Origin of the sequence: Porphyromonas bennonis DSM 23058 = JCM 16335 (assembly GCF_000375645.1) — a bacterium.
Classification (GTDB): Bacteria; Bacteroidota; Bacteroidia; order Bacteroidales; family Porphyromonadaceae; genus Porphyromonas_A; species Porphyromonas_A bennonis.
Map to the genome: position 1 here is coordinate 1 of NZ_AQWR01000015.1, position 13,811 is coordinate 13,811.

The 13,811-nt window shown below is 55.9% G+C and carries 10 protein-coding genes; 6 read left to right on the forward strand and 4 right to left on the reverse strand.

Translation table 11 applies throughout. The features are described 5' to 3' along the window. Positions 1-521: 521 nt before the first annotated feature. The 6 genes from B088_RS04035 (at position 522) to B088_RS04060 (ending at position 9,491) form a co-directional block, all read left to right on the forward strand. Positions 522-1,631 carry a DUF6544 family protein gene (locus tag B088_RS04035; RefSeq protein ID WP_018107128.1) on the forward strand — a complete coding sequence of 370 codons (1,110 nt, stop codon included), beginning with the start codon at positions 522-524 and terminating at the stop codon, positions 1,629-1,631. A gap of 350 nt (positions 1,632-1,981) precedes the next feature. Continuing rightward, positions 1,982-5,242, forward strand: a complete 3,261-nt coding sequence (locus B088_RS04040; RefSeq protein WP_018107129.1) for a S41 family peptidase — start codon at positions 1,982-1,984, stop codon at positions 5,240-5,242. A gap of 351 nt (positions 5,243-5,593) precedes the next feature. After that, complete coding sequence (locus B088_RS04045; RefSeq protein WP_025081787.1) at positions 5,594-6,952, forward strand: glucose-6-phosphate isomerase; 1,359 nt, start codon at positions 5,594-5,596, stop codon at positions 6,950-6,952. Positions 6,953-6,957: 5 nt separating this feature from the next. Continuing rightward, positions 6,958-7,632: a DUF4290 domain-containing protein gene (locus tag B088_RS04050; protein ID WP_018107131.1), complete on the forward strand. Its 675-nt coding sequence runs from the start codon at positions 6,958-6,960 to the stop codon at positions 7,630-7,632. 5 nt (positions 7,633-7,637) lie between these two features. Next, a complete protein-coding gene (gene murA, locus B088_RS04055; protein WP_018107132.1) occupies positions 7,638-8,948 on the forward strand; it encodes a UDP-N-acetylglucosamine 1-carboxyvinyltransferase in 1,311 nt (436 codons plus the stop codon). 12 nt (positions 8,949-8,960) lie between these two features. Next, entirely contained in the window at positions 8,961-9,491 is a 531-nt protein-coding gene (locus tag B088_RS04060) for a ribosome maturation factor RimM (RefSeq protein ID WP_018107133.1), read from the forward strand. Between the two features lie 3 nt (positions 9,492-9,494). On the opposite strand, the gene B088_RS04065 is transcribed toward B088_RS04060, so the two are convergent. The 4 genes from B088_RS04065 to B088_RS04080 are packed head-to-tail and all read right to left on the reverse strand — an operon-like array spanning position 9,495 to position 13,761. Then, positions 9,495-10,370 (reverse strand): phosphatidate cytidylyltransferase, encoded by an 876-nt coding sequence (locus tag B088_RS04065; RefSeq protein ID WP_018107134.1) that lies wholly within the window; start codon positions 10,368-10,370, stop codon positions 9,495-9,497. A gap of 7 nt (positions 10,371-10,377) precedes the next feature. Then, positions 10,378-11,493, reverse strand: coding sequence for an endonuclease/exonuclease/phosphatase family protein (locus B088_RS04070; protein WP_018107135.1), 1,116 nt, complete (start codon positions 11,491-11,493; stop codon positions 10,378-10,380). A 12-nt stretch (positions 11,494-11,505) separates the two neighbouring features. Beyond that, a complete protein-coding gene (locus B088_RS04075) occupies positions 11,506-12,171 on the reverse strand; it encodes a rhomboid family intramembrane serine protease (RefSeq protein ID WP_018107136.1) in 666 nt (221 codons plus the stop codon). Between the two features lie 42 nt (positions 12,172-12,213). Next, a complete protein-coding gene (locus tag B088_RS04080; protein ID WP_025081789.1) occupies positions 12,214-13,761 on the reverse strand; it encodes an NAD(P)H-hydrate dehydratase in 1,548 nt (515 codons plus the stop codon). Positions 13,762-13,811: the final 50 nt, after the last annotated feature.

A 13,811-nucleotide genomic window follows, 5' to 3' on the forward strand; every position in this document is an offset into this window, starting at 1 on the left:
GTGCCCACCCCATCTACTGCCGGCTGGAAGCTGTCATTGAAAAGCCCGTACATATCTCGCTCTCGTGTGTGATCATTCCGATTACTGCACAAATATACCTATTTGGCACACTCTCGCGCAATCCGAGCGAGGGACGGCGAGGGGTGACGCATTTGAGCATTGGGGTAATCATATACCTAGAGGGCTTATCCGTGAGGCACCCGAAGGGTGCTCGCTCCATAGGCATCGGTCATCCGCGAAGCGGTGACCGATGTACAAAGACCCTTCCCTACCCCCTCGACCCCTNGCGGGGTCGCGGGATTGCTTGCATTGCCCGATCCACGGGTCTTCGGGGCTATGCCCCTTGACCCGAGCTATGGAGCTGTCACCCCAGTCGGGGTGCTTCTTTCCCTACTCTTCACGATGAGTTGGATGACATATGTAAAGCTCAAATGCGTCACCCCTGTAGAAGGCTGCTTATCTTGTTATTGTTTGTAACTTTGCGATTGAGATGAAGTAATGTTTATTGCCTTTTTGGTCATATGAAGATAGTATTTGCCGTTATTGTATTCCTTCACGGTCTACTGCACACTCTCGGATTGATTAAAGCCTTGAGTCCGACATCTATTAGCAGTATGTCGTCTATCCCTAAGCCTTACGGATTTTTATGGATGTGTGCGGCAGTCCTCTTTATCGTCTTTGGGGTACAGTATTTTACAGGGTCAAAGTATGCTCCATGGGTAGGTTTGATCGCAGTATTAAGTTCTGAGATCTTGATTCTAACCTATTGGAAAGATGCAAGATTCGGGACTCTCCCTAATGTTTTAATCTTAGTGGTGTCAGTGTCCTTGGTGGGACAGCAAATTTTCAGAAACAAAATAGAAGAGGAAACGGCACGCATACTCTCTAAGAATGGGGCCGAGAGCAAAAAAATATCCGAGCGTGATCTCTCCAATCTGCCAAGTCCTGTTGCAAGATGGCTGACCCATTGTGGAATGGTTGGCAAGGCCTCCATCTCTGTGGGTCGGGTTGTCCAAGAAGCACAGATGCAGATGAAACAAGGGAAAGGCGGGTGGATGACAGCTAAAGCACTCCAGTATTCGACTCTTAATATCCCTGCATTTATTTGGTGTGTGGAAGTTAATAGGGGAGGACTCATTACCTTTCAAGGTCGGGATAAATTCGAGGATGGGCATGGACTCATGACCATCAAAATGAATTCATTAGTATCAGTCGTGAACGAACGGGGAAAAAAATTGGATGAAGCTATTCTTCAGACCTATTTAGGAGAAATGGTGTGGTTCCCATCTCTGGCTCTAAGTCCCTATATAGTGTGGACGGAGATTGATGCCAATACAGCGATAGCCACTCTGTCGTATAATGGGACAACTGGTAGCGGAACTTTTTTCTTTAATTCAGAAGGAGATGTCGTGAAATACTCGGCCCTCAGATACAAGGATAATGGCAAGGAAGCAAAGAGGTACGTTTGGGAAATGAATATATATGATTATCGCGATTATGAGGGTATTCGTGTGCCCAGTAGGGCGTCTGCCACTTGGAAACTCGATGATGGTAATTGGACTTGGCTGAGGTTAAAGGTGACGGATTTAAAGTTCAACGAAGGTGCCTTGGCGGGTAGAAAGCGTACTTAGCTGAGACTGTTGCTTGAATGATAGTCTCTCTTGCGAGGAGAAAGATACGCTCCCTTGGACAGAATTGGTCTAGGCGCCTTTACATCTCATCCTTCGTGCAATGCCTCAGCACATTTGTCGCTAATGTGCGAGAATGGCACTTCTTGCAACATTCTCAACCGGGGTAGCGGGACCGCCTCTGACGGAGCCTTTGCACACCCCGGCCGACCGGTCGGGATCTTTGAGGTGGGGGGGCGACAGGGGTGACGAGTGAGGAGTCCCACATTGCCATAAATTCACTATTTTTGCAAAAGTCACGGGGGAGACTAAGCCAGACTCATATCACATCAAACCACTTAACTGTAATCGAAATGAATCTAAGGAAGATCATCCTGACGGTAAGCGTCGCACTGACAGCGGCGACCATGCTCTCCGCTCAGGAGCAGAGACCTCTCTGGATGCGCTATCCCGCCATCTCTCCGGATGGCAAGGAGATCGCCTTCTCCTACCAGGGGGACCTCTTCAGCGTCGCCACTCAGGGCGGCACGGCACGACGCCTCACCACCTCAGAGGGGTACGACTATCGTCCCATGTGGAACCCGGACGGCTCCAAGCTCGCTTTCGTCAGCACCCGCACCGATGGGCGAGAGGACATCTACGTCATGGACGCCCGTGGCGGTCAGGCGAAGCGTGTCACCACTCACAGTACAAGCGAGAAACCCATCACCTGGAGCCTCGACGGCAAGCACATCCTCTACGCAGCCCATATCCAGGATCCTGCGTCCAGTGCCATCTTCCCCGGGCGGTACAACGAGCTCTACCGCATCCCCGCCGAGGGCGGTCGTACGGAGATGGTGATGCCAACGCCTCTTGCTGACGGTGTACTCCTCCCCGACGGATCCGGACTGATCTATGAGGACAATAAGGGGATGGAGAATGAGTGGCGCAAGCACCACACCTCCTCCGTCACCCGAGATATCGTCCGGTATGACTTCAAGAGTAAGAAGTACACCCCCATCGTCACCTGGAAGGGTGAGGATCGTAACCCGGTCCTCTCGGCTGACGGCAAGACGCTCTACTTCCTCAGTGAGCGCGGAGCGAAGAGCTGCTTCAACGTCTTCTCCGCCTCCATCGATGGTCAGAATGTCAAGCAGCTTACCTCCTACACCGACCACCCGGTCCGCTTCCTCTCCTCTGCTGCCGACGGCACCCTCTGCTACGGGTATGACGGCGAGATCTACACCCTCCGTCCCGGCGGTCAGCCGCAGCGCGTGCAGGTGAGCATCCTCAGCGACTACGTCGAGGAGCCCGAGCAGGAGATCACACTCCGCTCCGGTATCACCTCCGCCTCCATCTCCCCTGACGGCAAGCAGGTCGCCTTCGTGATCCGTGGTGAGGTCTTTGTCACTTCGGCGGACTACACCACGACGAAGCGCATCACCAATACCCCCGCAGCCGAGAGCGATGTCACCTTTGGCGACAACCGCACGATCGTCTATGCGAGTGAGCGCAATGGCAAGAGCGACCTCTACGTCGCCACCATCAAGCGCAGCGAGGATCCGGACTTCCCCCACAGCACCCTGATCGACGAGAAGCTCCTCATCCCCGGCGACAAGTCGGAGAAGACCTGCCCGCAATTTGCCCCCAACGGCAAGGACCTCGCTTACCTCAAGGACCGCAGCCGTCTCGTGATCTACAATACCGAGACCAAGCGGGAGCGCCAGATCACCGACGGACGGTATCAGGTAGAGCGTGACGGACAGATCGACTTCACCTGGTCGCCCGACAGCAAGTGGATCGCCATGAGCATCGTCGACAACGGCCACAACCCCTACTACGATGTCGCTCTCGTCAGCGCGACCGAGTCCAATCCTGAGATCCACAACCTCACCCAGTCCGGCTACTTCGCCATGGGTCCCCGCTTCGTGATGGACGGTAATGCGATCATCTACACCTCCGAGCAGTACGGTATGCGCAACCACGCCTCCTGGGGCTCGATGAATGACGTGATGATCGTCTTCCTCAATCGCGAGAGCTACGACAAGTTCGTCCTCGACGAGGAGGAGTACAAGCTCCTCTCCGAGGCGGAGAAGAAGGCTAAGGAGCAGGAGAAAGAGCAGGCCAAGAAGGACGACAAGAAAGCCGAGAAGAAGGACGACACCACGAAGGATATCCGTGTCGAGCTCGACAATATCGACCACCGCATCCTGCGCCTCACCCCCGTCTCCTCAGAGCTCGGTGATGCCTTCATCACCTCTGACGGAGAGACACTCTACTATATGTCTGCCTTCGAGGGTGGATACGACCTATGGAAGAAGGACCTCCGCAAGGGCGATGTAGAGCTGCTCAAGAAGCTCGACGGTCCCTTCTACAACTTCATGCCCGACAGCAAGGGGGACAAGATCTTCATGATCGGCTCAAGGGATATGAAGAAGATGTCTCTCCCGAGCGAGAAGATAGAGTCTGTCTCCTACGACGCTCGCATGAAGCTCCGTCCCGCTGACGAGCGCCGCTTCGAGTACGACTACGTACGCCGCGAGGAGGGAGAGAGGATTTTCTACGAGGACATCACCAATATCAATGGTGCCAACTGGCCCGAGCTGACCGACCACTACGAGAAGTTCCTCCCCTATATCACCAATGATCAGGACTTCTCCGACATGCTCTCTGAGCTCCTCGGCGAGCTGAACGTCTCCCACACCGGCAGCGGCTACAGAGGACCTGTCAGTAGTCCCTCCACCGCTGAGCTGGGACTCTTCCTCGACTGGACGCCCTCCGACAAGGGCCTCAAGATCGATGAGGTGGTCATCGGCGGTCCCTTCGATACCTTCCGCTCCAAGGTCGAGGCCGGTGACTACATCACCGCCATCGATGGCGAGGAGATCGATGCTCAGACTGACTACTTCCCCCTCCTGAGGGGTAAGGTCGGTCGCGAGACCCTCATCTCCCTCTACTGCCCGAAGACCGGCGCACGCTGGGAGGAGACGATCAAGCCCATCTCCTCCGGCAGACTTAGCGACCTACTCTACAAGCGCTGGGTATCTCAGCGTGCTGAGGAGGTAAAGAAGCTCTCAGACGGCAAGCTCGGCTACGTTCACATCCCCTCGATGGATGACGAGAGCTTCCGTAAGGTCTACTCTGATGCACTCGGTAAGTACTATAACTGCGACGGCATCGTGATCGACATCCGTAATAATGGCGGTGGCCGTCTCCACGAGGACATCGAGGTACTCTTCACCGGGACCAAGTATCTGGAGCAGATGACGAAGGGACGCGACTACTGCCCGATGCCATCACGCCGCTGGACCAAGCCGAGCGTCATGGTCACCTGCGAGGCCGACTACTCCAATGCCCACGGCACCCCATGGGTCTACCAGACGATGAAGATCGGTAAGATCGTCGGTATGCCGGTTGCGGGAACCATGTCGAGCGTGAATTGGATCACTCTCCAGAACCCCGCCATCTACTTCGGCGTCCCCGCCATCGGCTACATGACGAAGGATGGCTACTACCTCGAGAATCATCAGGTAGAGCCGGATGTCAAGCAGCCCCTGGACTTCAACGAGGCGCTACAGGGTCGTGACACCCAGATCAAGCGCGCCGTCGAGGTACTTCGTGCGGAAGTAAAGTAAGCCGGACTAACCCCGACCTATCCTAAGAAGCCCTGCCGGAGAGTCCTCCGACAGGGCTTCTTTTTTTGCTGTCCGATAAAGGTATATCGGAGGTGTGTGGTGCGGCCCCGATCTATTACCGGTATTAGTCATCACTATTACCGGTATTAGTCGTCACTAATATCGGTAATAGAAATACCCCAGATCGGGCGCCACAGAAATCATAGGGAGAGCCTGAAAAAGTGCCCCTTCCCCGTGGAGGGTGAAGTCCCTCGGACTGTCTTGCAAACTTTTCCCACAGATCCGAAGACAAGAAGAGATTATAGCTATATTTGCGTATAAGTAAAACAATGAATGAAGATACGAGCACATATGGACTTTATCTCTCTCGACATCACCAACGCCCTATGCAGCGACGAGCTGCAGGCTGCTGAGTATCACTCCCTCCTCCGGGAGGCGGATGCTGCGCATGAGTCACTATACGTCGGCGATCGACCCGGGAACGACTTCCTCGGATGGGTCTCCCTACCCTCCTCGATCACCGATGAGATCATGACCGAGATCGAGACCGCCGTGAAGCCTCTCCGAGAGGAGTGCGACTACGTGGTCTCCGTCGGTATTGGCGGCTCCTACCTCGGGATCAGGGCGGTCTACGATGGGGTGAGAGACTCCTTTGCTGACTACAAGGAGCAGAGCGGTCCCAGACTCCTCTTTGCCGGCAATCAGGTGAGCGAGGACTACCTTGCCGAGCTGATCGACCTCCTGAGGGGTCGGAAGTTTGGCATCATCAATATCTCCAAGAGCGGCACCACGACCGAGCCCTCTATTGCCTTCCGACTGCTGAAGGAGCTCCTGGAGGCGCAGGAGGGAGTCGACTTTGCTCGCAAGCACATCATCGCGATCACAGATGCACACAAGGGGGCACTCCGCAAGCTCTCCGATGATGAGGGCTATAAGACCTTCGTCATCCCGGATCCGGTAGGCGGGCGCTTCACAGTCCTCACACCGGTGGGACTGGTACCGCTGGCGGCTGCCGGCTGCGACATCCGGTCACTCGTGAGAGGTGCTCAGGATATGGAGAAGCATATCGGGCGCAGTGTCACGGGCGAGGAGAATATGGCGGTCCGCTATGCTGCGACCCGCAACGCTCTCTACCGGCACGGTAAGGTGATCGAGATCCTGAATAACTTCAACCCCCGCTTCCACTACATCGGTGAGTGGTGGAAGCAACTCTTTGCCGAGAGCGAGGGGAAGGACGGGAAGGGTATCTTCCCCACCCTGGCAGACTTTACCACCGACCTCCACTCCATCGGTCAGATGATCCAGCAGGGAGAGCGAAACCTCTTCGAGACCTTTGTGAGCATCACGAAGCCACGCCGCTCCGTCGTCGTACCTGAGGATAAGGACAATCTCGACGGGCTCAATTACCTCGCCGGGAAGCAGGTCGACTTCGTCAATAAGAATGCGGAGACAGGTACCATCCTTGCCCACCTCGATGGCGACGTGCCGGTGATGCGCCTCGAGCTCCCGGAGCTGAGCGAGTACTATATCGGTCAGCTCTTCTACTTCTTCGAGAAGTCGGTCGGCATCAGTGGCTATATCCTGGGTGTCAATCCCTTCAACCAACCCGGTGTAGAGGAGTACAAGCGGAATATGTTTGCACTGCTCGGTAAGCCCGGCTACGAGGAGGAGACCAAGAAGATCCGCACTCGTCTCGACAAGAAGAAATAAGATATATGCTACAAGACTACAAGGAAAACGACGCCAAGCCGCTGATCCTCCCCCAGTACGGACGTAATGTCCAGAATATGGTCGACCGCTGTGTCGAGATCGAGGATCCGGCGACCCGCCAGCAGTGTGCCGAGACGATCATCGACACGATGCGCTCCTTTGCCACGACGGACAAGGATCGAGAGGACTTCGAGGAGGTACTGTGGGATCACCTTTATATCATGTCCCGCTTCAGACTGGACGTGGACTTCCCCTACCCCGTCACCTCTCAGGAGGAGTATGAGGAGCCGACGGTCCGGAAGCTGGATGACAATACACAGAGACCCCCGGTCTACCGCCACTACGGCCATGTGATAGAGCGTATGGTGGAGATCGTCAAGGGGCTGCCGGAGGGAGAGGAGCGAGATGAGCTGGCGAGGATCACTGCCGTGGAGATGAAGCGTCAGTACTGCAGCTGGAATAAGTCCTCCGTCGCCGACTCCAAGATCTTTGCAGACCTGTACGAGCTCTCCAAGGGCGAGATCTACCTCGATGAGCATATCTGCACGCTGCCGGAGGCAGGGGCTCTCACAGCTCCGTCCGGCAATAACCCTCAGAAGAGTAACAACAATAACCGGAAGAATAACAACCGGGGACGAGGGAATAAAGGAGGCAACAGAAATAAGAAGAAAAGACGATAGGTATCATGGGCGCATTTGTCATAGAGGGCGGTCGGCAGATGAGGGGAACCCTCGTCCCACAGGGGGCTAAGAACGAAGCTCTACAGGTCATCTCCGCAGCTCTGCTCACCGACCAAGAGGTCCGCATCGCCAACGTCCCGGATATCCTGGACGTGATGAATCTCATCCGTCTGATGATGGATCTGGGCGTCAAGGTGACGAAGGAGAGCGAGGACACCTACTGCTTCCAGGCTGATGACGTCAATCTTGACTTCGCCTACTCGGAGGAGTTTCTCACAAAGTGTCGCAAGCTGCGGGGATCGATCCTGCTGGTCGGCCCTCTGCTCTCGCGCTTCGGCAAGGCGGCGATCACTAAGCCGGGAGGAGATAAGATCGGACGCCGGCGTCTGGATACCCACTTCCAGGGCTTCATAGACCTGGGTGCCACCTTTGACTACGACGAGGAGACGGAGCTCTTCTCCCTCCGTGCCAAGGAGGGTCTCCATGGGAAGTATATGCTCCTGGAGGAGGCCTCTGTGACCGGCACCGCCAATATCATTATGGCAGCAGTGCTTGCGGAGGGGACGACGACGATCTACAATGCCGCCTGCGAGCCTTACGTGCAGCAGCTCTGCCGACTGCTGATCTCTATGGGGGCTAAGATCGAGGGCGTCGCAAGCAATAGGCTGACCATCGAGGGAGTCAGCCATCTCGGCGGGGCGAGTCACAGGATCCTGCCGGATATGATCGAGGTGGGGAGCTTCATCGGCATGGCCGCCATGACTGCCTCTGAGCTGACGATCGTCAATCCTCACATAGAGGAGATGGCGATGATCCCGCGAGCCTTTGAGCGTCTCGGGATACGGACCGAGATGAGGGGGGATGACCTCTTTATCCCTGCTCAGGAGCACTACGAGATCGACACCTTTATGGACGGCTCCATCCTGACGATAGCAGACGCACCCTGGCCGGGACTATCTCCGGACCTCATCAGTGTGATGCTGGTGGCAGCGACACAGGCGAGGGGAAGCGTACTCTTCCATCAGAAGATGTTTGAGAGCCGGCTTTTCTTCGTCGATAAGCTGATCGACATCGGCGCCCAGATCATCCTCTGCGATCCGCACAGAGCGGCGGTCATTGGGCTGGATCGGGCGCACCCCTTCCGCGCTGCGACGATGGACTCACCGGATATACGTGCCGGTATCGCACTACTTATTGCCGCCATGTCCGCAAGCGGTACCAGCCGGATCAATAACATCGAGCAGATCGACCGCGGTTATCAGAATATCGATAAGCGGCTGAATGCCATCGGCGCCTCGATAAGCCGCATCGACTAATGCCTTCCACTGATGAAACTTACCGATCTCAGGGCACTGCCTGAGCATTACATTGCCCTCGGTCCCATACTTAAGCCGTATGGGACGACCGGGGACTTCATCGTCGACTCCTTCCCGGAGACGGCGCTGGATGACTTTATCTTCATCGAGATAGAGGGGATCAAGGTTCCCTTTGAGATCGAGGAGTTAGTGGATCGGAGTGGCCAAGTGGTCGTAAAAATCTCCGGTGTGGATGATGTGGAGACGGCTGAGCGCTACCGAGGTTGCCCCGCCTTTGCCGCTCCGGGTGAGCAGCACGACCAGACTCAGGATGAGAGCAGGGACTACCGGAGTCTGCTCGGTTGGAGAGTCTACAGCGCTGGAGACGATGCCTATCTCGGCGTAGTGGAGCGGTATGATGACAGCACCGCCAATGTGCTGCTGAGTGTGCGGTCGGACGATGGCACGGAGCACCTTCTCCCCTGGGTAGCAGAGTGGGTGGTGGCGCTGGATGAGGAGCACCATATCCTCCGCCTTACACTGCCAGAGGGACTACTCGGCTAACCGTCAGAGGTAGATAAAGAGAATAATGTAGATAAATGCGGGGGGTGCGGCCAGGATCGTACTGTCGATGCGATCCAGTATGCCTCCGTGTCCCGGGAGTATATGCCCGGAGTCCTTCACGTCATAGCAGCGCTTCAGCAAGCTCTCAAAGAGATCCCCGCAAGTGGCAAAGAAGCCGACTATGGCGGCAAGGATCAGCCAATTGACCAAACTGGTCACCGCCGGGAAGAAGTAGTAGAAGGCTACCGCTCCCAGCAGCGTGAAAGCAATACCACCCAGCAGTCCCTCGACCGTCTTGTGCGGAGAAATGTGCGGCGCCATCTGATGCTTGCCGATCATACTACCGACGCAGTAGGCGCCGGAGTCATTGAGCCAGATAAATACAAATATCGGCAGTAGCCAGAACGTGTGGTCAAAGCTGAGCAGGTACTGCCCCGTATCCTCCGGAGCCATATAGCAGAGCAGCATCATCGCGCCGAAGGGGACAGTCGTATAGAGGTGTGAGAAGAAGGCGTGCGCTATCTCCTCGATCGCCCGTGGACGTCTACGGAAGAGCTCCGTGATGATGTAGAAGAGGTAGTAGGCGACATACGGTAGGACTGCGATCAGCAGGTGCTTGTAGGTATAGCCCTGAGAGATGACGTTGAAGATGATAAAGAAGAGCACACCTGCCATCACCGCATGCACCGTCTTAAGGATCGGGAAGTACCTATTGACCTGAGTAATGGTCTGATACTCGTAGGTGGCAAAGGAGGTAAGGATGGCGAAGATCGCAGCCATCATATTGACCGAGTCGGTCAGTATCCCGAAGAGTATCACCGAGACGTAGAGCACTCCGGTGATCAGGCGGGCGAGAAAAGATCTGACTTTACTTGACATGGGGAGCTTATTCTTTTGTATCCAGGGTCTTGAAGTCCACCAAGAGCGGATTGTGATCGCTGCAGTCTTTATGGCTTGGTATCTCTGCAGCCATGGCTCTCAGTGGACCTTCGTAGAAGAGGTGATCGATTCTAAATGCATAGAGTGGCTCATTAAATGACACCCCCATCCCCCTTCCGGTCTGCACAAAGGCATCGTTTCGGTCATCCCTGATGCGGGAGTAGCAATAGGACATGGGTGTGTCATTGAAGTCACCACAGATGATGGTATATGTGGGTGCAAGGTCTCGCTGGAGCGATCTCACCTTATCCCGCACGGCATTCGCGGCACCGGCTCGTACGTTAAGCGATGGTCCCAGACGCCGCTTGATAGCGAGCAGTCGGCTCTTCATCTCATCGAGACTCGGTTTGGTCAGATAGCCTCGGAAGGTCTCCTTCTCCTCACTACCCAGACTGTAACTCTCCATATGGTTATTGACGAGAAGCAGCGACCGATCGGGCGAGATGCGAAGGAGGTACCAGGCAGAGCCGTTGGCGTAAGACTTGTAGTCGATCATACCGCCATCGATGATGTCGAACCGGCTGAGGAGAAGCAGCCGGTCGTCAGCGTAGAATCGGCGATACGGATAGCGCGAGAGGAATTGCCGACACTCCTTCCCATACCTTCCAATCTGCTCGGGAGAGATCCCCTCCTGCAGGCAGATGACGTCCGCATCAGACCCCTCGAGGATCCGAAGAGCGCGCGGGACACCCTCCTCGTCCGTAAGTGCCATATTCGCAACATTATACGAGACGACCCTCAGGTCTCTCTCCTCACTCAGCGAGGTACGGTGCAGAGGGAAGTAAGTCAGTATATAGCCCCCGCTCAGCAGCAGTAGCAGCAGACAGGCAACAGCTGACCGCCAGAGCCTCATGATGAGAGCGCAGACGAGCAGGAGCACGATGCCGAGCAAGAGGACAGGGAAGGAGAGATTGAGAAACGCTGGGATCTGAGTCTTCAGAGGTGAGACAGAGGGCGAGAGCAGCGCACCTCCGTATAGGAGAAAGGCCACCACCATCACCACCACCCAGATAAGCTTGCCGGTGGCACTCAGCAGAGCAGCTCTATGACTCTTTCCACCCATCGGTGTGATCGATCAGAAAAACTCTTGCACCCCGTCTCGCACCCGCTTCCTGTCCCGCTTGCGCCAGTACTTGATAAGCAGGTAACCAAAGATCATCCCGCCGAGGTGGGCAAAGTGGGCGACATTGTCTCCCGTCTGCGAGACACCGGCGAAGAGCTCCATGATGCCGTATCCGATCACCATCCACTTCGCCTTAATCGGGATCGGGATAAACATGATGAAGAGCGGTGTATTGGGGTACAGCATCCCGAAGGCGAGCAGGATCCCGAAGATCGCCCCACTCGCGCCCACAGTGATCAGGTAGTCTCCATAGTATGCCAGTGCAGCGGGAGACATCCCGATGCCCCAGACGATCTCCTGCACTAATGCCGCACCCAGACCGCAGACAAAGTAGTAGATCAGGTACCGCTCAGCACCCCAGGTCCGCTCGATCACTGTACCGAACATCCAGAGGGCAAACATATTGAAGAAGAAGTGGCTGAACCCACCATGCATAAACATGTAGGTCACAAACTGGTACAGCTTGAAGCTCGGCGCCTGCCAGTAGTGCAGACCGAGGAAGAAATTGAGATCTATACCCACTCTCTGACAGAGCCAGAGGGCGATCAGCATTACTCCATTGACGCATATCAGTGACATCGTCACCGGTGGCATGAGAGCCGAGTCTCCTATTCGCATATTTTATAAAGTATCTTTTGCCTATTCTCTTACCTCTTCTACTCAGAGGGTCCTGTCCCAAGGCGAGGAGTAGTCCTGAAATCCCTTGTACACCATCGGGATTCGATCGATCACATCGGACGCCGTCAGCGTCTCCTCAGACGCCTCATTCCGATAGAGATCAGCCGCATAGCCATGGATAAATACCGACTCCACGCAGGCATGCATTGGCTTGATCCCCTTGCCCAGCAGTGCCAGGATGATCCCGGTCAGGACATCTCCTGTGCCGGCTGTGGCGAGACCGGGATTGCCGGACGAGTTGATGATCACCCGCCCTCTCGGGGTACAGGTGGCAGTAAAGGGTCCCTTGAGGACAATATAGCATGCGTAGCGAGAGGCCATCTCGATCGCTTTCATCAGTCGCTCGTAGTCGCTCTCGGAGGGTCCGAAGAGGCGATCAAACTCCCCCGAATGGGGTGTGAGGATCGACCCGGCGGTGAGAGCGCTGAGCTTCTCCGGACACTTGGAGAGATGGTAGAGTGCATCTGCATCGAGGATCATCGGCCGATTGCTGCTCTCGATGAGCTCCATGAGCGCACGACCGGTAGCATCGCTCCGACCCAGACCGGGTCCCACGGCGATCGCATCATAGAGACTGAGGTCCTCACCGGTACCTGTGAAGCCCTCCGCCGACTGATCCTCCGTGACCAGCACCTCAGGGACGGCGAGGTGCATCATCGTATCGGCACCGGCGGGGAGATGTACGGTGAGATGTCCTGTACCGGCTCGCATCGCAGCCCGTGCCGCAAGGATGGAGGCACCCATCATCCCCTTAGATCCGGCGATGAGGAGCGTCCGACCGTAGTCGTACTTATTGGTAAATCGCTTGCGTGAGCCGAAAGCCCCCTCCATATCTCCGTCCTCGAGGAGGTAGTATCGGACATCGCTCGCAAGGGAGTTGTCGTCCAGTCCAATGCTGAGTACCTTCCAGTCTCCCACGAGTGCCGTATTCTCTCTGAGGAAGAAGGCGAGCTTGGGAGAGTGAAAGGCGTAGGTCACATCAGCAAGGATGACTGCCTCCGTGTTATTATCCCTATTATCCTCGGCACAGAGACCGGAGGGCATATCGAGAGAGATGATAAAGGGGTGCTTCTTATTGATAAATCGGCAGACATTCGCCAGACTACCGGTAAAGCGTCCCCTCTGCTCCGTACCGCAGATGCCATCGATGACGATCGATCGGCTGTCCATCCTGGGTGGGGCAAAGTCCTGACTCACCTCACGCAGCTCGAGACCGGACTCCAGCGCTCGAGTCTTGGCCCACGAGACCACCTCCGGCAGGACACCCGAGCCACTGTCATTGAGCAGGATGACTTCGGTAGTGTGTCCCAGCATATTGAGTGTGACTGCCGAGAGCAGCGACACAGCTCCCGCCATACTCGGACCGGCAAAGACGATCAAGTGCTGCCTCGACCTCAGCTCTCGCTGCAGCTGTGTCATGAAGGCATCAGCAAGCCTCTCCGCGAGCTGATGCTCATCCAGGGCGCCGACGCCCTCCATAGCACCGGCTACCAGTCTCTGAGTAGTCTGATCGTTGAGTATTTTAAGCATGGTCCGCTAAGTCCGCGTGATGGGTGGTGTGATATAACTCGAAGAGGAGC

Coding starts and splice junctions, on each gene's coding strand:
- murA (WP_018107132.1), top strand. CDS start 7,638: ATGGGCGCATTTGTCATAGAGGGCGGTCGGCAGATGAGGGGAACCCTC.
- B088_RS04070 (WP_018107135.1), bottom strand. CDS start 11,493: ATGGGTGGAAAGAGTCATAGAGCTGCTCTGCTGAGTGCCACCGGCAAG.
- B088_RS04035 (WP_018107128.1), top strand. CDS start 522: ATGAAGATAGTATTTGCCGTTATTGTATTCCTTCACGGTCTACTGCAC.
- B088_RS04050 (WP_018107131.1), top strand. CDS start 6,958: ATGCTACAAGACTACAAGGAAAACGACGCCAAGCCGCTGATCCTCCCC.
- B088_RS04065 (WP_018107134.1), bottom strand. CDS start 10,370: ATGTCAAGTAAAGTCAGATCTTTTCTCGCCCGCCTGATCACCGGAGTG.
- B088_RS04060 (WP_018107133.1), top strand. CDS start 8,961: ATGAAACTTACCGATCTCAGGGCACTGCCTGAGCATTACATTGCCCTC.
- B088_RS04075 (WP_018107136.1), bottom strand. CDS start 12,171: ATGCGAATAGGAGACTCGGCTCTCATGCCACCGGTGACGATGTCACTG.
- B088_RS04045 (WP_025081787.1), top strand. CDS start 5,594: ATGGACTTTATCTCTCTCGACATCACCAACGCCCTATGCAGCGACGAG.
- B088_RS04080 (WP_025081789.1), bottom strand. CDS start 13,761: ATGCTTAAAATACTCAACGATCAGACTACTCAGAGACTGGTAGCCGGT.
- B088_RS04040 (WP_018107129.1), top strand. CDS start 1,982: ATGAATCTAAGGAAGATCATCCTGACGGTAAGCGTCGCACTGACAGCG.